The sequence below is a fragment of the Agromyces sp. NPDC058136 genome (assembly GCF_042884375.1).
Classification (GTDB): Bacteria; Actinomycetota; Actinomycetes; order Actinomycetales; family Microbacteriaceae; genus Agromyces.
Map to the genome: position 1 here is coordinate 17,393 of NZ_JBHVUA010000001.1, position 19,707 is coordinate 37,099.

13 protein-coding genes and 1 tRNA gene are annotated in these 19,707 nt (G+C 70.0%); 2 read left to right on the forward strand and 12 right to left on the reverse strand.

Features of this window, described 5'->3' with window-relative positions; genetic code table 11:
- Positions 1-89: 89 nt before the first annotated feature.
- Positions 90-704, reverse strand: coding sequence for a dephospho-CoA kinase (coaE, locus tag ACFVTX_RS00080; RefSeq protein ID WP_386896992.1), 615 nt, complete (start codon positions 702-704; stop codon positions 90-92).
- Positions 705-753: 49 nt separating this feature from the next.
- On the opposite strand from coaE, the gene ACFVTX_RS00085 reads away from it, so the two are divergent.
- The gene (locus ACFVTX_RS00085; protein WP_386896994.1) at positions 754-1,368 is read left to right on the forward strand and encodes a DUF4126 domain-containing protein; all 615 of its coding nucleotides are present in this window, start codon (positions 754-756) and stop codon (positions 1,366-1,368) included.
- A gap of 99 nt (positions 1,369-1,467) precedes the next feature.
- Here the strand turns inward: ACFVTX_RS00085 and rpsA are convergent, their stop codons facing one another.
- From rpsA to ACFVTX_RS00105, 4 genes are all read right to left on the reverse strand, one after another.
- On the reverse strand, positions 1,468-2,919 hold the full coding sequence (gene rpsA / locus ACFVTX_RS00090) for a 30S ribosomal protein S1 (RefSeq protein WP_376945400.1): 1,452 nt from the start codon (positions 2,917-2,919) through the stop codon (positions 1,468-1,470).
- Between the two features lie 185 nt (positions 2,920-3,104).
- On the reverse strand, positions 3,105-4,778 hold the full coding sequence (locus ACFVTX_RS00095) for a DUF885 domain-containing protein (protein ID WP_386896996.1): 1,674 nt from the start codon (positions 4,776-4,778) through the stop codon (positions 3,105-3,107).
- Positions 4,779-4,831: 53 nt separating this feature from the next.
- Positions 4,832-7,534 carry a DNA polymerase I gene (gene polA / locus ACFVTX_RS00100; RefSeq protein ID WP_386896998.1) on the reverse strand — a complete coding sequence of 901 codons (2,703 nt, stop codon included), beginning with the start codon at positions 7,532-7,534 and terminating at the stop codon, positions 4,832-4,834.
- A 120-nt stretch (positions 7,535-7,654) separates the two neighbouring features.
- A complete protein-coding gene (locus ACFVTX_RS00105; RefSeq protein WP_022888030.1) occupies positions 7,655-8,263 on the reverse strand; it encodes an ANTAR domain-containing response regulator in 609 nt (202 codons plus the stop codon).
- A 36-nt stretch (positions 8,264-8,299) separates the two neighbouring features.
- On the opposite strand from ACFVTX_RS00105, the gene ACFVTX_RS00110 reads away from it, so the two are divergent.
- Positions 8,300-8,385: transfer RNA gene (locus ACFVTX_RS00110), tRNA-Leu, on the forward strand.
- A 19-nt stretch (positions 8,386-8,404) separates the two neighbouring features.
- Here ACFVTX_RS00110 and ACFVTX_RS00115 read toward each other — a convergent pair.
- The 7 genes from ACFVTX_RS00115 to trpB form a co-directional block, all read right to left on the reverse strand.
- A complete protein-coding gene (locus tag ACFVTX_RS00115; protein WP_386897001.1) occupies positions 8,405-8,830 on the reverse strand; it encodes an SRPBCC family protein in 426 nt (141 codons plus the stop codon).
- 120 nt (positions 8,831-8,950) lie between these two features.
- Positions 8,951-10,366 (reverse strand): pyruvate kinase, encoded by a 1,416-nt coding sequence (pyk, locus tag ACFVTX_RS00120; protein ID WP_376945408.1) that lies wholly within the window; start codon positions 10,364-10,366, stop codon positions 8,951-8,953.
- A 72-nt stretch (positions 10,367-10,438) separates the two neighbouring features.
- The gene (locus ACFVTX_RS00125) at positions 10,439-11,896 is read right to left on the reverse strand and encodes a glutamate synthase subunit beta (protein WP_386897003.1); all 1,458 of its coding nucleotides are present in this window, start codon (positions 11,894-11,896) and stop codon (positions 10,439-10,441) included.
- A gap of 74 nt (positions 11,897-11,970) precedes the next feature.
- Positions 11,971-16,494, reverse strand: a complete 4,524-nt coding sequence (gene gltB, locus ACFVTX_RS00130; protein WP_386898714.1) for a glutamate synthase large subunit — start codon at positions 16,492-16,494, stop codon at positions 11,971-11,973.
- Between the two features lie 164 nt (positions 16,495-16,658).
- Positions 16,659-17,648, reverse strand: coding sequence for a prolipoprotein diacylglyceryl transferase (gene lgt, locus ACFVTX_RS00135; RefSeq protein ID WP_386897005.1), 990 nt, complete (start codon positions 17,646-17,648; stop codon positions 16,659-16,661).
- A 58-nt stretch (positions 17,649-17,706) separates the two neighbouring features.
- Entirely contained in the window at positions 17,707-18,501 is a 795-nt protein-coding gene (gene trpA / locus ACFVTX_RS00140; protein WP_386897007.1) for a tryptophan synthase subunit alpha, read from the reverse strand.
- Positions 18,498-19,706, reverse strand: a complete 1,209-nt coding sequence (trpB, locus tag ACFVTX_RS00145) for a tryptophan synthase subunit beta (RefSeq protein WP_386897009.1) — start codon at positions 19,704-19,706, stop codon at positions 18,498-18,500. The genes trpA and trpB overlap by 4 nt, the downstream gene beginning before the upstream one ends.
- Between the last annotated feature and the right edge of the window lies 1 nt (position 19,707).

The window sequence follows — 19,707 nt, forward strand, 5'->3', positions numbered from 1 at the left end:
TCGGCCACCGACACCACGGCCGGCGTTCGCCTCGGGCGGAGCGCCGGGCCGCACTCCCCCGAACAGCCGACCGAGCGCCGCGCGACGATTCAGGCGCGCGCAGCCCGCCGCGCTGCGATGTCGGCCCAGAGCGCGTCGGTCTGGCTCATCGTGTGCGCGAGGGTGCCGTCGGTGTCGATCACGACGTCGGCGATCTGCAGCCGACGCGTGTTGTCGACCTGCGCGTCGACCCGCGCCTCGGCCTGGTTGAGGTCGAGCCCGCGTTCTTCGACGAGTCGCTTCACCTGGGTCTTGCGCGGTGCGTTCGTCACGACGATGAGGTCGAACGGGTGATCGACGGATGCCTCGACGAGGAGCGGCACGTCGTACACGACGACCGCGTCGGGGTTCTCGGCCTCGGCCTTCGCGATGAGCCGACCCGAGAGTTCGCGCACCGCGGGGTGCACGATGGCGTTCAGCCGTGCGCGGGCGGCGTCGTCGTTGAAGACGAGCTCGCCGAGCTTCGCGCGGTCGAGCGAGCCGTCGGCCTGAAGCACCCTCTCGCCGAACTCGGCGACGATCGCCGCCAGACCCGGCGTGCCGGGGGCGACGACGCGACGCGCGAGCTCATCGGCGTCGAGGTGAACGGCGCCGTGCTCGTAGAGGCGCCGCGCGACGGTGGATTTTCCTGAGGCGATGCCGCCCGTGAGGCCGATCAGATACACGTGACCACTCTAATCGTGCGACACTCGACTCGTTCGATGAGGAGGCGGCATGCTCGAACTGCTCACCGGGACGGGGCTCGCCCTCGCCGCCGGTCTCAATGCATGGATCCCCCTGGTGATCCTCGGGGCGCTCGACCGCTTCACCGGGCTCGTCGAGCTGCCGACGGCCTGGGCATGGCTCGCGAACGAATGGGTGCTGCTCATTCTCGTGGTGCTGCTCGTCGTCGAGTTCGTCGCCGACAAGATCCCGGGCCTCGACTCCGTCAACGACCTCGTGCAGACGGTCGTGCGCCCGACGGCGGGCGGCCTCGCGTTCAGCTCGGGCATCGGCTCCGAGACGGTCGCCGTCACCGACCCCGAGACGTTCTTCGCGTCGTCGCAATGGGTGCCGATCGCCGTCGGCGTCGGCCTCGCGCTCCTCGTGCACCTCGCGAAGGCCGCGGCCAGACCGGTCATCAACACCGCGACGGCCGGCGTGGGCGCCCCCATCGCGAGCGCGGTCGAAGACGCCGGAAGCTTCACCCTCGCGTTTGCCGCGATCCTCGCACCGGTGCTCGTGATCCTCGGAATCGTACTCCTCGCGATCGCCGTCGTCCTCGTCGTCCGCCGCCGTCGCCGCACACGTCGGGCGCGGAGCGCGGAGCATCCGCTGCCCGCCCCCTGAACGGCGGCGCACTCACCGCCGCAGGGCGAGGTACGCCCCACCAACGCCGGAAGGCCGGCCCCCGAGGGGACCGGCCTTCCGTCTTCTCGCGAAATGCGATCAGTTGTTGCTCGAGAGCTTCTCGCGCAGCGCCGCGAGCGACGCGTCGTCGGCGAGGGTGCCGGCACCGGCCGACTCGCTCGAGTACGAGGCACCGCCGGCCGAGAACGAGTCGTCGGCAGCCTGAGCGGCGAGCGAAGCAGCAACCTGCTTCTTGTGCGCCTCCCAGCGAGCCTGAGCGGCAGCGTAGTCCTGCTCCCACTTCTCGCGCTGAGCCTCGAAGCCCTCGCGCCACTCGTTGGTCTCGGGGTCGAAGCCCTCAGGGTACTTGTAGTTGCCCTGCTCGTCGTACTCGGTGAGCATGCCGTAGAGCGCCGGGTCGAACTCGGTGCCCTCGGGGTCGACGCCCTCGTTCGCCTGCTTCAGCGAGAGCGAGATGCGGCGACGCTCGAGGTCGATGTCGATGACCTTGACGAAGACCTCTTCGCCGACCGACACGACCTGCTCTGCGAGCTCGACGTGCTTGCCCGACAGCTCGGAGATGTGGACGAGGCCCTCGATGCCGTCGGCGACGCGAACGAACGCACCGAACGGAACGAGCTTCGTGACCTTACCCGGGGCGACCTGGCCGATCGCGTGGGTACGGGCGAAGACCTGCCACGGGTCCTCCTGCGTCGCCTTGAGCGACAGCGAGACGCGCTCGCGGTCGAGCTCGACGGAGAGCACCTCGACGGTGACCTCCTGGCCGACCTCGACGACCTCGCTGGCGTGCTCGATGTGCTTCCACGAGAGCTCGGAGACGTGGACGAGACCGTCGACGCCACCGAGGTCGACGAACGCACCGAAGTTGACGATCGACGAGATGACGCCCTTGCGGATCTGGCCCGGGTGGAGGTTCGCGAGGAACGTCGAACGCGACTCGGACTGCGTCTGCTCGAGGAGCGCGCGGCGCGAGAGCACCACGTTGTTGCGGTTCTTGTCGAGCTCGAGGATCTTCGCCTCGATCTCCTGGCCGAGGTACGGCGTGAGGTCGCGCACGCGGCGGAGCTCGATGAGCGACGCCGGGAGGAAGCCACGGAGGCCGATGTCGACGATCAGGCCGCCCTTGACGACCTCGATGACCGAACCGGTCACGACGCCATCGGCTTCCTTGATCTTCTCCACGTCGCCCCATGCGCGCTCGTACTGAGCACGCTTCTTCGACAGGATGAGGCGGCCTTCCTTGTCCTCCTTCTGGAGAACGAGGGCCTCGACGGTGTCGCCGACGCCGACGACCTCGCTGGGGTCGACGTCGTGCTTGATCGAAAGCTCGCGCGAGGGGATGACGCCCTCGGTCTTGTAGCCGACGTCGAGGAGGACCTCGTCGCGGTCGATCTTCACGACGGTGCCCTCGATGAGGTCGCCGTCGTTGAAGAACTTCAGAGTCTTTTCGACCGCGGCAAGGAAGTCTTCAGCAGATCCGATGTCGTTGATGGCGACCTGCTTGGGTGCCTTGGTCGTTGCGGTTGTCATGTAGTGAATGCTCCGTAAAGGACAATATCGAGCCCATCGCTCGGTAGAGCGTTATTGTGTTTCCGCGATGGGCATGCGGACAGGGATGTCACAAGAGTGACATTGCATCCTAACGGAATCCGTCGGCTCTCGGCAACCGCGGCGGGCCGGGCCGGGCGTGCAGTCCGGCCGCCCGCCCGCACCGATCAGCCGAGCAGCGCCGAACGCAGCGTGTCGAGCCCCACGCCGCCGAGCGCGAGCGCGCTGCGGTGGAACTCGCGGATGTCGAATGCGTCGCCCTCACGACGCGCGACCTCGTCGCGCAGCTGCTCCCAGATGCGCTGCCCGACCTTGTACGACGGCGCCTGCCCCGGCCAGCCGAGGTAGCGGTTGACCTCGAAGCGCACGAAGCCCTCGTTCATGTTCACGTTCTCCGCGAGGAACTCGAAGGCGTACTCCCCCGTCCACGCGCCCTGCCCGTCGGGACGCTGCTTGCCGAGGTGCACGCCGATGTCGAGCACCACCCGGGCGGCGCGCATGCGCTGGCCGTCGAGCATGCCGAGGCGGTCGGCGGGGTCGTCGAGGTAGCCGAGCCCCTCCATCAGACGCTCGGCGTAGAGCGCCCAGCCCTCGGCGTGCCCCGAGGTGCCGGCGAGCTGGCGCCGCCACGTGTTCAGCTGCCCGCGGTTGACGACCGCCTGGCCGATCTGCAGGTGGTGCCCGGGAACACCCTCGTGGTACACGGTCGTGAGTTCGCGCCAGGTGTCGAACTCGGTCACGCCCTCGGGCACCGACCACCACATGCGGCCGGGTCGGGTGAAGTCGTCGCTCGGCCCGGTGTAGTAGATGCCGCCCTCCTGTGTGGGGGCGATCATGCACTCGAGCGTGCGGATCTCCTGGGGGATGTCGAACTGGGTGCCGGCGAGCTCGGCGACCGCGCGGTCGCTCGTCTCCTGCATCCACCGCTGCAGGGCGTCGGTGCCGTGGAGCTTGCGCGAGGGGTCGCGCTCGAGGTGGGCGATGGCCTCGGCCACGGATGCGCCGGGCAGGATCTCCTTCGCGATCGACTCCTGCTCGGCGACCATGCGGGCGAGCTCCTCGATGCCCCACTCGTAGGTCTCGTCGAGGTCGATCACGGCCCCGAGGAAGTGGCGCGACTGCAGCGCGTAGAGCTCACGCCCCACGCCGTCCTGCTCCCCGGCGACGGGCTGCAGCTCGCCCTCGAGGAACGCGGCGAGGCGGCCGTACGCCGCGGTCGCCTCCGCAGCGCCCTCGCCGAGGTGCCGTCGAAGAGGTTCGGGGAGCTCGGCGTCACCGGCGCGCGCCTCGGCGGCGAAGCTCGTGAAGAAGCCGTCGGCCCGGGCGATGCGGTGCGCCTGCGCGGCGACCTCGCGGACCTGTCGGACCGCCGGAACGACACCCGCACCGATGCCGGCGCGCAGGGTCTCGATGTAGCCCTCGACCGCGCCCGGGACCGCGCCGAGGCGGCTCGCGACGCGCTCCCAGTCGGCCGTCTCGGCCGTCGGCATGAGGTCGAAGACCTCGCGGATGTCTTGGGCGGGGCTCGCGATCACGTTGAGGTCGCGCAGGTGGAGCGCCGCGTCGTGCCGCTCGAGGGCGAGCTCGAGCTCGGCGCCGAGGTCGGCGACCGTGATGCGGTCGACGTCGTCGACGGGGGTCGCCGCCCGGAGTGCCGCGAGCGTCTCACGGGTCGCGGCGATCTCGCGCTCGTGCCCCTCGGGCGAGTAGTCGGCGAGCCGGTCGTCGTGGCTCGTGCGACCGATGTAGGTGCCGACGCCCGGGTTCAGTTCGACGAGTGTGTCGACCCACCCTTCGGCGATCCGGTCGACGTCGGACGGGGTGCGCTCACGAGAGGTCATCCCCCGAACCTAGGACAGCGGGTGTCAGTCTGTCGACGTCGAGGATCCCTCGCTCAGTGGCCCGCGTCCTCCCAGTTGGGACCGCGCCCGACCTGCACCTCGAGCGGAACGAGGAGATCGGCGGCGCTCGCCATCTTCTCGCGCACGAGCAGTTCGAGCGGCTCGCTCTCACCGTCGGCGACCTCGAAGATGAGTTCGTCGTGCACCGTCATCAGCATGCGGCTCGCGAGGCCCTGCTCGACGATCGCCCGCTCGACGCCGACCATCGCGATCTTCATGATGTCGGCGGCCGAGCCCTGGATCGGCGAGTTGAGCGCTGCGCGCTCGGCGTTCTCGCGGTGCACCCGGTTGGGGCTGTTGAGGTCGGGGAAGGGGCGGCGACGACCGAAGATCGTCTCGGTGTAACCGTCGATCTTCGCCTGCTCGACGACGCCGCGCAGGTAGTCGCGCACCGCGCCGAACCGCTCGAAGTACTCCTTCATGAGCTGGGTCGCCTCGGACCGGTCGATGCGCAGCTGCTTCGAGAGGCCGAAGGCGCTGAGCCCGTACGCGAGCCCGTACGACATCGCCTTGACCTTCGTGCGCATGAGCGGGGTGACGTCGGCCGGCTCGACCCCGAAGACGCGGGCGCCGACGAAGCGGTGCAGGTCTTCGCCCGCATTGAAGGCCTCGATGAGGCCCGGGTCGCCCGAGAGGTGCGCCATGATGCGCATCTCGATCTGCGAGTAGTCGGCGGTCAGCAGCTCGGTGTAGGCCTCGCCGTGGCGGAACGCCTTGCGGATGCGACGGCCGTCCTCGGTGCGGATCGGGATGTTCTGCAGGTTCGGGTCGTTCGACGACATGCGACCGGTGGCGGCGCCGATCTGCCCGTACGTCGTGTGGATTCGCCCGTCGGGGGCGATCGCCTTGTCGAGCGACTCGACGATCTGCCGCAGCTTCGTCGCGTCGCGGTGTTCGAGCAGATAGCCGAGGAAGGGGTGCGGGTTCGACTCCTGCAGGTCGGCGAGGGCCGCGGCGTCGGTCGTGTAGCCCGTCTTCGTCGCTCGGGTCTTCGGCATCGCGAGCTGGGCGAAGAGCACCTCCTGGAGCTGCTTCGGCGAGCCGAGGTTCACCTCGCGACCGATCTCGGCGAAGGCGAGCTGCGCGAGCCCGGCCGCCCGGTCGCCGAGCTCGGCCGACAGCGCCGCGAGCTCTCCGTGGTCGACCGTGACGCCGCGCAGCTGCATCGCGGCGAGCACCGGCACGAGCGGCATCTCGACCTCGGCGAGCAGCCTGCGCGTCGGCTCGGGCAGCGCCCGCAGCACGAGGGGCGCGAGCCGGAGGGTGAACCACGCGTACTCGGGGGCGCCCGCGTCGCTGCCCTCTTCGGGCACGAGCTGCGACGGGTCGGACTGCGGCACCGTCTCGCCGAGGTATCGGTCGACGAGGTCGGCCAGGGTCTTCTCGGTGAGGTTCGGCCGGGCGAGCCACGCGGCGACGAGAGTGTCGAGCACGAGCCCGTCGAAGGCGAGACCGGAGCGCTCGAGCGCCTCGAGCTGCGGCTTCGCGTCGGTCATGACCTTCGGCGCATCGCTCGCGAGCCACGCCTCGAACGGCGCGTAGTCGCTTCGACCGGCCTGCCACGGCAGGCGCACGGTCTCGGAGGCGGTGGCGATGCCGGCACCGATGACGCGACCCTCGAAGATCTCGAGGCTGAGGCCGAGCCCTGCGGGCTCGGCGGCGACGGCCTTCGAGAGCCACGCCTCGAGTTCTTCGTCGAGCAGCAGACGCGGCGTCGGGATCGGCGCCGCCTCGGCCGCCGGCTCCGCAGCCGCGGCGACCGCGCCGTTGCCGTTCGCGCCACCGTTGCCGTTGCCGTTCGCGTCACCCTCGGCGAGCTTGCGCAGTCGTTCGAACAGGGTGCGGAACTCGAGACGCTCGAACACCGGGCGCACCGCCTCGATGTCGATCGGCTTCGCCGCGAGCTCGCCGATGACGACATCGAGGTCGACGTCGGTCACGAGCCGGTTCAGGCGGCGGTTGCGGATCGCGTTCTCTTTCTGGTCGCGCAGGTTCTGCCCGACGACGCCCTTGATCTCCTCGGCGTGGGCGAGGATGCCGTCGAGGTCGCCGTAGAGCCCGAGCCACTTGAGCGCCGTCTTCTCGCCGACCTTCGAGATGCCGATGAGGTTGTCGCTCGTCTCGCCGACGAGGGCCGCGATGTCGGGGTACTGCTCGGGGCGGATGCCGTAGCGCTCCTGCACCGCGGCGATGTCGTAGCGCTTCAGCTGCGACACGCCCTGCGTGTTCGGATAGAGCAGGGTGACGTCGTCGTTGACGAGCTGGATCGTGTCGCGGTCGCCCGAGACGAGCAGCACCCGGTACCCCTCGGCGCGGCCGCGCGCGGCGAGCGTCGCGAGGATGTCGTCGGCCTCGAAGTCCTCCTTCTCGAGCGTCGTGACGCCCATCGCGTTCAGCGCGTCCTGCAGCAGCGGCACCTGGCCCTTGAACTCGGCCGGCGTCTCGCCGCGGGTGCCCTTGTACTCGGGGTACTCGCGAGTGCGGAACGAGTGCCGCGAGATGTCGAACGCGACCGCGAGGTGGGTCGGCTTCTCGTTCTGCAGGAGCAGCAGCAGCATCGACAGGAAGCCGTGGATGGCGTTCGTGTGCTGGCCGTCGCGGGTCGTGAAGCTGTCGACCGGGAGGGCGTAGAAGGCTCGGAAGGCCAGCGAGTGGCCGTCGACGACGAGGAGGGTGGGCTTATCTGCGTCCGTCACTCGACAAGACTACAAGCGGCCGCCGACACCGCCCGACGCGCTCCGCTCCCCCGAAATGCGAACGACGGATGCCTCGACGACACGTGTCGTCGAGGCATCCGTCGTTCGGGGCGCGAAGCCCTACTTCTTGGCGGCGAGCTGCTCGATGATCGCCTGCGAGACGTCCTTCATGGTGAGGCGCCGGTCCATCGACGCCTTCTGGATCCAGCGGAACGCCTCGGGCTCGGAGAGGCCCATCTTCTCGTTGAGGAGGCCCTTCGCCCGGTCGACGAGCTTGCGGGTCTCGAAGCGCTCGACGAGGTCGCCGACCTCGGCCTCGAGCGCGATGATCTGGGCGTGCCGGGCCAGCGCGATCTCGATCGCGGGCAGCAGGTCGTTCGGCGTGAACGGCTTCACGACGTAGGCCAGGGCCCCCGCCTCGCTGGCGCGCTCGACGAGCTCCTTCTGGCTGAACGCCGTGAGGAGGACGACCGGGGCGATGTGCCCCTTCGAGAGACGCTCTGCGGCGGAGATGCCGTCGAGCTGGGGCATCTTGACGTCCATGATGACGAGATCGGGGCGCAGTTCGGTGGCGAGTGCCACGGCAGTCTCGCCGTCACCCGCCTCGCCGACGACCTCGAAGCCGTTGTCGCGCAGGATCTCGACGATGTCGAGGCGGATGAGCGACTCATCCTCCGCCACGACCACGCGGCGCGGAGCTGCCGGCTGAGTAGATTCGGTGTCTGTCACGGAGGAAAGCCTACGGTATTCTGGGCGAGGCCCAAGGCCGGTGTGGCGGAATGGCAGACGCGGAGCACTCAAAATGCTTTGCCCGAAAGGGCGTGTGGGTTCGACCCCCACCACCGGCACCACGAAGATCCCCGCCGGGGATCACACCTCACCCAGCGCCGCGAGATGCCGGTTGCGCCGCTCGATGAGTCCTTGCAGGTACGGAGCGAGCACGAGCTCGGCGAGGCGCCCGACCGGGCCGAACGGCGCCGAGAACGCGACCTCGTCGATCATCAGCGTCGCCCGGTCGCCGGCCGGTTCGAAGCAGTGCACGTGCCGGAATGCGTGGAACGGTCCGCGCACCTGCTCGTCGACGAAGCGCGAAGGGCGCTCGAGCTCGGTGATCCGGCTCGTCATGCGCCAGACGAGCCCGAAGTGGCGCGCACGCCAGGTCACCTCCTCGCCGAGGCCGATCGTCCCCGCGGTCACTCCCCCGACCGCGCGCTCGCTCGTGTGCGACATCGAGGCGAGGTGCTCGTCGATGTCGAGCGAACGGTCGAACGCTTCCGCCGGGGACATCGCCAGCATGGTCCGGCACTCGAATCGCACACTCACCCCTGCAGTGTGCCACGGCGGCACCCGGTGGCATCCGCCCCCGAACGCCGAAGGAGCCGGCCCTCGTGGGCCGGCTCCTTCTCATGGCGGGGTCTAGAGCACCTCGCCGACGACGTGCACGCGCACGTCGTTCGTGGTGCCGGGGATTCCGGGAGGGGAACCCGAGATGATGACGACCTTCTCGCCCTTGACGGCCTTGCCGGTCTTCGCGAGCGCCTCGTCGACCTGGCCGACCATCTGGTCGGTGTGCGTGACGCGCGAGACGACGAACGACTCGACGCCCCAGTTGAGCGCCATGCGGCGACGGATCGCGGGGTCGGGCGTGAACGCCAGGATGGGGATCTTCGAGCGGAGGCGCGTCATCCGGCGCACCGTCTCGCCCGACTCGGTGAACACGCAGAGGTACTTCGCCTCGACGAAGTCGGCGACCTCGACGGCCGCTGCGGTGATCGCGCCCGACTGGGTGCGCGGCTTCGTGCCGAGCGGCGCGATGCGGTCGAGGCCGTGCTGCTCGGTCGACTCGACGATGCGCGCCATGGTCTGCACCGTGATGACCGGATACTCGCCCACGCTGGTCTCACCCGAGAGCATGACCGCGTCGGCGCCGTCGAGGACGGCGTTCGCGACGTCGGAGGTCTCGGCGCGCGTCGGCACCGGGCTGTGGATCATCGACTCGAGCATCTGCGTCGCGACGATGACGGGCTTCGCGAGACGACGGGCGATCTCGACGGCGCGCTTCTGCACGATCGGCACCGCCTCGAGGGGCAGCTCGACGCCGAGGTCGCCGCGGGCGACCATGACGGCGTCGAACGCCTCGGTGATCTCCTCCAGCGCGTCGACGGCCTGCGGCTTCTCGACCTTGGCGACGACGGGCACGCGACGGCCCACCTCGTCCATGATCTCGTGCACGCGGGTGATGTCGGCGGCGTTGCGCACGAACGACAGCGCGATGAGGTCGGCGCCGAGCTCGAGGCCCCAGCGCAGGTCGGCCTCGTCCTTCTCGGAGAGGGCCGGCACGTTGACCGCGACGCCGGGCAGGTTGATGCCCTTGTTGTTCGAGACGGGGCCGGCGACGACGACCTTCGTGGTGACGACGGTGCCGTCGGTCTCGACGACCTCGACGCGCACCTTGCCGTCGTCGATCAGGAGGAAGTCGCCCGGCTTCACGTCCTGCGGGAGGCCCTTGAACGTCGTGCCGACGATCTCCTTCGTCCCGAGGATGTCTTCAGTGGTGATCTTGAAGATGTCGCCCTCGGCGAGCTCGTGCGGTCCGTCGGCGAACTTGCCGAGACGGATCTTCGGCCCCTGCAGGTCGACGAGGACTGCGACCGCGCGACCCGAGTCGCTCGCCGCCTTCCGCACGTTCTGGTAGACGCCCTCGTGGACGTCGTAGGTGCCGTGGCTGAGGTTCATCCGCGCGACGTCGACGCCCGCATCGATGATCGCCCGGATCTGCTCGTAGCTCGATGTCGCCGGCCCGAGGGTGGCGACGATCTTCGCTCGTCTCATGTGATTGTGCTCCCGGTGTTCCGCGCCGAAGCGCTGGTGTTGGTACGGAGACGCGCCGACGGCGCGCCGGGTTCAGACGGCGAACGCGCGCGCGTTCGCCGGGATCGGGCTCGGCAGCGAGGTCTCGCCTTCAAGGTACCGGTCGACGGCCGCGGCCGCTGCACGACCCTCGGCGATCGCCCAGACGATGAGCGACTGGCCGCGGCCCGCGTCGCCCGCGACGAAGACGCCCGGCTGGGCCGTGGCGTACGCGGCGTCGCGATCGAGGTTGCCCCGGTCGGTCACCGCGAGCGAGAGCTGCTCGTCGAGTTCACGGCTCTCGGGGCCGGTGAACCCGAGTGCGAGGAGCACGAGGTCGGCCGGGATCTCGCGCTCGGTGCCCGCCTTCGGCACGCGGCGCCCGTCGAGGTACTCGGTCTCGGCGACCCGGATGGCCCGGAGCTCGCCCGCGTCGTTCGCGATGAACTCGACCGTGGAGACGAGGTACTCGCGGTGCCCGCCCTCCTCGTGGGCGCTCTGCACCTCGAAGAGCGTCGGGTGCATCGGCCACGGCTGGTGCTCGGGGCGCGCCTCGCCGGGCTGCTTGCCGATCGCGAGGTTCGTCACCGAGAGCGCGCCCTGGCGGTGCGCGGTGCCGATGCAGTCGGCGCCCGTGTCGCCGCCGCCGAGGACGACGACGTGCTTGCCCTCTGCCGAGATCTGGTCGAAGACCTCGTCACCGGCGAGGTGCCGGTTCGACTGCACGAGGTACTCCATCGCGAAGTGCACGCCGGGGAGGTCGCGCCCGGGGATCGGCAGGTCGCGCGGCACCATGGCGCCGGTCGCGACCACGACGGCGTCGTACCGCTCGCGCAGCTGCTCCCAGGTGATGTCGACGCCGATGTTCATGCCAGCGCGGAAGCGGGTGCCCTCGGCCGTCATCTGCGCGAGACGCTGGTCGAGGTGCTTCTTCTCCATCTTGAAGTCGGGGATCCCGTACCGCAGCAGACCGCCGATGCGGTCGTCGCGCTCGAACACGGCGACCGTGTGGCCGGCGCGCGTGAGCTGCTGCGCCGCGGCGAGTCCCGCGGGTCCCGAACCGACGACGGCGACCGTCTTGCCGGTCAGGCGCCCGGGGGGCTGCGGCTGCACCCAGCCGCTGCCGAAGGCCTGGTCGATGATCGAGACCTCGACCTGCTTGATCGTCACGGCGGGCTGGTTGATGCCGAGCACGCACGCCGACTCGCACGGCGCCGGGCAGAGCCGACCCGTGAACTCGGGGAAGTTGTTCGTGGCGTGGAGACGCTCGCTCGCCGCGCGGCCCTCGCCGCGGTACATGAGGTCGTTCCACTCGGGAATGAGGTTGCCGAGCGGGCAGCCCTGGTGGCAGAACGGGATGCCGCAGTCCATGCAGCGGCCCGCCTGACGACGCAGCTGGGCCGGGTCCCCCTGCTCGTACACCTCCTTGAAGTCCATGATCCGGACCGGCACGGGCCGCCGCTTCGGCAGCTCGCGCTCGGTGACCTTCAGAAAGCCCTTGGGGTCAGCCATTCGTCACCTCCACGGTGGTCGTCGATGCGGTGTGCTTCGGTGCGGCGTCGGGCCGCGGGTATGCGAGATCGCCGTCAGCCATTGGTGACCTCGAGGATGCGCGACCAGACCACGTCGCCGTCGGGGTCGAGCCCCTCGTCGACCGCGCTCTGGCGCGTGCGGAGCACCGCGGCGTAGTCGCGCGGCAGCACCTTGGTGAAGCGGTCGAGCCCCTCGTCGCCGGCCGCGAGCAGCGCGGCCGCGACTGCGGAGTCGGTCTCGGCGACGTGCTGCTCGAGCAGGTCGCGCACGATCTCGCGGTCTGCGCCGCCGAGCGGGAGGAGCTCGAGCTCGCCGCTCGTGAGCGACTCGCGGTTCACCCGCTCTTCGCGGAGACCGAGCACGTACGCGGTGCCGCCCGACATGCCGGCGCCGAGGTTGCGGCCGGTCTCGCCGAGGATGAGCGCGAGCCCGCCGGTCATGTACTCGAGCGCGTGGTCGCCCACGCCCTCGACGACCGCGGTCGCACCCGAGTTGCGCACGAGGAACCGCTCGCCCACGATGCCGCGGATGAACATGCTGCCGCTCGTCGCGCCGTAGCCGATGACATTGCCGGCGATGACGTTGCGCTCGGCGACGAAGCCGCTGTCTCGCGAGGGGCGCACGACGATCCGGCCACCCGAGAGGCCCTTGCCGACGTAGTCGTTCGAGTCGCCCTCGAGGCGCAGGGTGATGCCGCTCGGCATGAACGCGCCGAGCGACTGCCCGGCCGACCCGCTGAGCGTCACGTCGATCGACCCGGCCGGGAGCCCCTGCTCGCCGTGGCGCGCCGTGACCTCGTGGCCGAGCATGGTGCCGACGGCCCGCTCGGTGTTCTTGATCGGCAGCGAGATCTCGACCGCGCCGCCCTCCTCCAACACGATGCCGCTGCGGCGGATCAGCTCGTTGTCGAAGTGCTCGTCGAGCTCGTGGTCCTGGGCGCGACCGTTGCGGCGGGGCTCGGACTCGGAGAAGTCGGGGCCGACGAGCACGGGGGTCAGGTCGAGACCGGACGCCTTCCAGTGGTCGAGCGCACGGTCGACGTCGAGGAGCTCGCGCCGCCCGATGATCTCGTCGATCGAGCGGAACCCCAGCTCGGCGAGGTACTCGCGCACCTCCTGGGCGATGAACTCGAAGAAGTTGACCACGAACTCGGGCTTGCCCGTGAAGCGCTTGCGCAGTTCGGGGTTCTGCGTCGCGACGCCCACCGGGCAGGTGTCGAGGTGGCAGACGCGCATCATGACGCAGCCCTCGACGACGAGCGGAGCCGTCGCGAAACCGAACTCCTCGGCGCCGAGCAGCGCACCGATGACGACGTCGCGGCCCGTCTTCAGCTGACCGTCGACCTGCACCACGACGCGATCGCGCATGCCGTTCAGCATGAGCGTCTGCTGCGTCTCGGCGAGGCCGAGCTCCCACGGGGTGCCCGCGTGCTTCAGGGAGTTGAGCGGGCTCGCCCCCGTGCCGCCGTCGTGCCCCGAGACGAGGATCACGTCGGAGAGCGCCTTCGCGACGCCCGCGGCGACCGCGCCGATGCCCGACTGGCTGACGAGCTTCACGTGGATGCGCGCCTTCGGGTTCGCCCGCTTCAGGTCGAAGATCAGCTGCTTGAGGTCCTCGATCGAGTAGATGTCGTGGTGCGGCGGCGGCGAGATGAGCCCCACGCCCGCGGTCGCGTGCCGGGTGCGCGCCACCCAGGGGTAGACCTTCGTCGGCGGCAGCTGTCCGCCCTCGCCGGGCTTGGCGCCCTGCGCGAGCTTGATCTGGATGTCGTCGGCGTGCGTCAGGTACATGCTCGTGACGCCGAAGCGGCCCGAGGCGACCTGCTTGATCGCGCTCCGGCGCTCGGGGTCGAGCAGTCGGTCGAGGTCTTCGCCGCCCTCGCCGGTGTTCGACTTCGCGCCGAGTCGGTTCATCGCGATCGCGAGCGTCTCGTGCGCCTCCTTCGAGATGGAGCCGTAGCTCATCGCACCGGTCGAGAACCGCTTCACGATGGATGCCACGGACTCGACTTCGTCGATGGGCACGGCCGGGCGGGTGCCCGTGCGCAGCGCGAACATGCCGCGGAGCGTCGCGAGCTCCTCGGCCTGCGAGTCGACGAGCGAGGTGTACTCGCGGAAGACGTCGTAGCGGCGGTTGCGCGTCGAGTGCTGCAGGCGGAACACCGTCTCGGGGTTGAAGAGGTGCGGTGAGCCGTCGCGGCGCCACTGGTACTCGCCGCCCGTCGCGAGCCGCTCGTGCGCGCGCACCGCGACGTCCTCGGGGTAGGCCTTCGAGTGCCGGTCGAGGTTCTCGGCGGCGATGACGTCGAGCCCGACGCCGCCGAGCTTCGACGTGGTGCCGGTGAAGTACTCGTCGATGAACCGCTGGTCGAGGCCGACGGCCTCGAACGCCTGGGCGCCCGCGTAGGAGGAGATCGTCGAGACGCCCATCTTCGACATGATCTTCAGTACGCCCTTGCCGAGCGCCTTGATCACGTTGTGCACGGCGTCTTCGGGGCTGACGCCCGTGATGACGCCCGCCCGGACGAGGTCCTCGCAGCTCTCCATGGCGAGGTACGGGTTCACCGCGGAGGCGCCGTAGCCGACGAGGAGCGCGATGTGGTGTACCTCGCGCACGTCGCCCGCCTCGACCACGAGCCCGACCTTCATGCGGTTCTCGGCGCGGATGAGGTGGTGGTGCACGGCCGACAGCATCAGCAGCGACGGGATGGGCGCCAGGTCCTTGTTGGAGTCGCGGTCGGAGAGCACGATGAACTTCGCACCCTGCTCGATCGCCTCGTCGACCTCGCCGCACATCGCGGCGATGCGGTCGCGCATGGCGTCGGGGCCCTCGTCGAAACGGTAGAGGCCGCGGATCGTGACGGTCGTGCGACGACCGGGCATCGGGTCGATGTGCACGATCTTCGCCAGCTCGTCGTTGTCGATCACCGGGAAGGTGAGCGAGACCTGACGGGCGTGCTCGGGGCCGGCGTCGAGCAGGTTGCGCTCGGGCCCGAGCGAGGTGCCGAGGGAGGTGACGACCGCCTCGCGGATCGAGTCGAGCGGCGGGTTCGTGACCTGCGCGAACTGCTGCGTGAAGTAGTCGAAGAGGAGGCGCGGGCGCTTCGACAGCACCGCGATCGGCGTGTCGGAGCCCATCGCGCCGAGCGGCTCCTGCCCGGTGCGCGCCATCGGCGCGAGCAGGATCTTCACCTCTTCCTCCGTGTAGCCGAAGGTGCGCTGTCGGCGGTTGACCGACGCCGGCGGGTGCACGATGTGCTCGCGCTCGGGCAGGTCGGCGAGGCGGATGCGCCCCTCCTCGAGCCAGTCGCCCCACGGCGCAGAGGTCTCGAGCTGCGACTTGATCTCGTCGTCCTCGATGAGTCGCCCCGCCTCGGTGTCGACGAGGAACATGCGGCCAGGCTGCAGGCGGCCCTTGCGCACGATCCGGGACTGCTCGAGGTCGAGCACGCCGATCTCGCTCGCGAGCACCACGAGGCCGTCGTCGGTGACGACGTAGCGGCCAGGACGGAGGCCGTTGCGGTCGAGCGTCGCGCCGACGAGCGAGCCGTCGGTGAAGACGATCGCGGCGGGGCCGTCCCACGGCTCCATGAGCATCGAGTGGTACTCGTAGAAGGCGCGACGCTCGGGGCTCAGCTCGGCCTGGTTCTCCCACGCCTCCGGCACCATCATCATGATCGCGTGCGGCAGGCTGCGCCCCGCGAGGGTGAGCAGCTCGACGACCTCGTCGAACGAGGCGGAGTCGCTCGCTCCCGGGGTCACGATCGGCATGACGGGGGCGAGGTCGCCGAGCACCTCCGACTCGAGCTGCGACTGACGAGCCCGCATCCAGTTGCGGTTGCCCTGGATGGTGTTGATCTCGCCGTTGTGCGCGATCATGCGGAACGGCTGAGCGAGCGGCCACGACGGGAAGGTGTTCGTCGAGTACCGCGAGTGCACGAGCGCGAGCTTCGAGGTGAAGCGCTCGTCGGAGAGGTCGGGGTAGAACGGCTCGAGCTGGAGCGTCGTCACCATGCCCTTGTAGACCATCGTGCGGCACGACAGCGAGGCGAAGTAGAGCTCGAGCTCGCGCTCGGCGCGCTTGCGGAGCCGGAATGCGAGACGGTCGAGCGCGATGCCCTCCAGCCGCGCGCCCGCCGCCGTCGTCGCGCTCGACTGCAGGAACAGCTGCTGCACCGCCGGCATCGCCGCGCGGGCGAGCGTGCCGAGCTCTTCGGGTCGCACGGGCACCTCGCGCCAGCCGAGCACCTCGAGCCCCTCGGAGGCGGCGAGCTCGGCGAGCTGCCGCTTCACCGAGCTGCGCGTCGTCGGGTCGACGGGGAGGAAGGCGTTGCCCACGACGTACGAACCCGCCGCGGGCAGCGGGAAGCTCGCCACCGCACGCAGGAACTCGTCGGGGATCTGGGTGATGATGCCGGCGCCGTCGCCCGTGCCCGCGTCGGAGCCGACCGCACCACGGTGCTCGAGGTGACGCAGTGCGTCGAGCGCCGCCGTGATGATGTCGTGCCCCGCGGTGCCGCGGAGCGTGGCGACCATCGCGAGGCCGCAGGCGTCTTTCTCGGCCGCCGGGTCGTACATGCCCTGGGCAGGGGGGATCGTTCCGAACCGCGAGAAGGGTGGGGTGAGCGACACAGGGACCGTCCTCATCGTCAAAGGGATGCGGGGACATCGTCGGCCCTACGCGGGGATGCGCGACGCATGGTGCGGCGTCGCTTCGGAGAACGTGGTGTGGGGCGGCCTGCCTATGAGGTGGAACGGCTGGGGCTTGTGGCCGCCGTCTCGCCCGGGGATTCGTTCTGAACCTCGACGCCGTCGTCGAGAGAGTCTGAGTCGGACTCGATTTCGTCTGAGTCTACCTCAGCGTCGGGGCCCTTCCATTCACGTCCGGGCACATACGGGCTCGGCTCGATTCCGGTGTGCCGGCGACGCTGCACGATCAGGATGACGATGCCCAGGACGACCGCGGCGAGGGACGCCCACACGTTGACCCGGATGCCGAGGAACATCTCGCTCGGGTCCACGCGGATCGACTCGAAGAACGAACGGCCGAGGCCGTACCAGATCAGGTAGACGGCGAAGGCCTTGCCCCAGCGCAGGTTGACCCGGCGCTCGAGGAGCACGATGAACGCCGCACCAAGGAGGTTCCAGACGAGCTCGTAGAGGAAGGTCGGGTGGAACAGCGTGCCCTCGACGAGGCCCTGCGGCCAGGCCGCGTTGTCGTACTCGATCTCGAGACCCCAGGGCAGGTCGGTGGGGGCGCCGTAGAGCTCGTGGTTGAACCAGTTGCCGAGGCGGCCCACGGCCTGCGCGACGAGGAGGCCGGGCGCGAGCGCGTCGGCGAAGGTGAGGAAGCGCAGGCCGGTGAACCTGCACCCGATCAGAACACCGATGGCACCACCGATGAGCGCGCCGTAGATGGCGTTGCCGCCCTCCCAGATCGCGAAGACCGTCCACCACTCTTGGCCGGCGAAGTAATCGTCCGGGTGTGTGAACACGTGGTAGAAGCGGGCGCCGATGATGCCGAGAGGCACCGCCCAGAGGGCGATGTCGAGGACGACGCCGGGCTCTGCGCCGCGCTTGGTCAGACGACGCGAGGTGATGATCACCGCGAGGATGATTCCTGCGAGGATGCACAGCGCGTACGTCTGGATGGGCAGGGTGCCCCAGGGCACGGGGATCTCGAGCGTACGCCAGTCATAGTCGGGGCTCGGAATGCTGATCGGGGCGATCACTCGGGCTGCTGCCTTTCCTCGGGAGAAACTCGGCCGCGTGGGCCTCAGTCAGCGTACTTCACTCGCCGCGGGTACCGCGCGCGAGCTCGGCGGCGAGCTGACCCGCCGCCTGCACCCCGCCGTCGGCGAGGGCCTTCACGAGCGCGGAGCCGACGATGGCGCCGTCGGCGTACCCGAGCACCTCGCGCACCTGCGCGGACGTCGAGATGCCGACGCCGACGCAGCTCGCGGGCGCCCCGGCCGACTGCAGACGTTCGACGACCGAACGCGCGGCGCGATCGACGTCGGCGCGGGCGCCGGTGATGCCCATCGTCGACACCGCGTACACGAAGCCGCGGCTCGCCTCGACGACCTGCTCGATGCGGGCCTCGGTCGAGGTCGGCGCGGCGAGGAACACCCGGTCGAGCCCGGTGCGCTCGGAGGCGGCGATCCACTCGGCGCCCTCGTCGGGGATGAGGTCGGGCGTGATGAGCCCGGCTCCCCCGGCGGCGGCGAGGTCGTCGGCGAAGCGCTCGACGCCGTACTGCACGACGGGGTTCCAGTACGTCATGATCAGCACCGGGGCATCCACCCGCTCGGTGACGCGGCGCACCGCCTCGAAGCCGTCGGCGAGGCGGAAGCCGTTCGCGAGCGCCTGCTGGGTCGCCGCCTGGATGACGGGACCGTCCATGACGGGGTCGGAGTACGGCAGTCCGAGCTCGAGCACGTCGACGCCGTTCTCGACGAGCGCGACCGCGGCTTCGACGCTCTCGTCGAGCGTCGGGAAGCCCACGGGCAGGTAGCCGATGAGAGCGCCGGATGCCTCGGCGTTGCGCCGTGCGATGACCGGGCCGACCGTGTTGCGAGCGCTCATTCGGCGGCCTCCGCGTCGTACAGCTCGAAGTACCGGGCTGCGGTGTCCATGTCCTTGTCGCCGCGACCCGAGAGGTTCACGAGGATCGTGGCGTCGGGGCCCAGCTCACGGCCGAGCTCGAGGGTGCCGGCGAGCGCGTGCGACGACTCGATCGCGGGGATGATGCCCTCGGTGCGAGTGAGCAGGCGCAGCGCCTGCATGGCGGCGTCGTCGGTGACGGGGCGGTACTGCGCCCGCCCGATCGCCGCGAGCCACGAGTGCTCGGGGCCGACGCCCGGGTAGTCGAGGCCGGCCGAGATCGAGTGCGACTCGATCGTCTGGCCGTCTTCATCTTGCAGCATGTAGCTGCGGGCGCCGTGCAGCACGCCCGGGCGGCCCTTCGTGATGGTCGCCGCGTGACGCGGGGTGTCGACGCCCTCGCCGCCCGCCTCGAAGCCGTAGAGGCCGACGCCCTCGTCGTCGAGGAAGGCGTGGAAGATGCCGATCGCGTTCGATCCGCCGCCGACGCACGCCGTGACGGCGGTCGGCAGCGCACCGGTGAGGTCGAGCACCTGCTGGCGCGCCTCTTCGCCGATGATCTTCTGGAAGTCGCGCACCATCTCGGGGAACGGGTGGGGCCCGGCGACCGTGCCGAAGATGTAGTTGGTGGTCTCGACGTTCGTGACCCAGTCGCGCATGGCCTCGTTGATCGCGTCCTTCAACGTCCGCGAGCCCGCCTTCACCGCGACGACCTCGGCGCCGAGGAGGCGCATGCGGGCGACGTTGAGCGCCTGCCGCTCGGTGTCGACCTCGCCCATGTAGATCGTGCACTCGAGGCCGAAGAGGGCCGCAGCGGTGGCCGTCGCGACGCCGTGCTGGCCGGCGCCCGTCTCGGCGATCACCCGCTGCTTGCCGATGCGCTTCGTGAGGAGCGCCTGGCCCAGCACGTTGTTGATCTTGTGCGAGCCCGTGTGGTTGAGGTCTTCGCGCTTCAGGATGATGCGGGCGCCGCCGGCGTGCTCCGCGAATCGAGGCACCTCGGTGATGATCGAGGGGCGCCCCGTGTAGCTGCGTCCGAGCTCGGCGAGCTCGGCGCCGAACGCCGGGTCGAGCTTCGCGAGGTCGTAGGCCTCGCCGAGCTCGTCGAGGGCGGCGACCAGGGATTCGGGCACGAAGCGCCCACCGAAGTCGCCGAAGTACGGACCGGTCTGCGCTCGAAGCGCCATG

Bases quoted from the DNA above. Each gene is read 5' to 3' on its own strand.
- ACFVTX_RS00085 (WP_386896994.1), top strand. From the start codon at position 754: ATGCTCGAACTGCTCACCGGGACGGGGCTCGCCCTCGCCGCCGGTCTC.
- rpsA (WP_376945400.1), bottom strand. From the start codon at position 2,919: ATGACAACCGCAACGACCAAGGCACCCAAGCAGGTCGCCATCAACGAC.
- ACFVTX_RS00095 (WP_386896996.1), bottom strand. From the start codon at position 4,778: ATGACCTCTCGTGAGCGCACCCCGTCCGACGTCGACCGGATCGCCGAA.
- ACFVTX_RS00115 (WP_386897001.1), bottom strand. From the start codon at position 8,830: ATGCTGGCGATGTCCCCGGCGGAAGCGTTCGACCGTTCGCTCGACATC.
- pyk (WP_376945408.1), bottom strand. From the start codon at position 10,366: ATGAGACGAGCGAAGATCGTCGCCACCCTCGGGCCGGCGACATCGAGC.
- ACFVTX_RS00125 (WP_386897003.1), bottom strand. From the start codon at position 11,896: ATGGCTGACCCCAAGGGCTTTCTGAAGGTCACCGAGCGCGAGCTGCCG.
- gltB (WP_386898714.1), bottom strand. From the start codon at position 16,494: ATGTACGACCCGGCGGCCGAGAAAGACGCCTGCGGCCTCGCGATGGTC.
- trpA (WP_386897007.1), bottom strand. From the start codon at position 18,501: ATGAGCGCTCGCAACACGGTCGGCCCGGTCATCGCACGGCGCAACGCC.
- trpB (WP_386897009.1), bottom strand. From the start codon at position 19,706: ATGGCGCTTCGAGCGCAGACCGGTCCGTACTTCGGCGACTTCGGTGGG.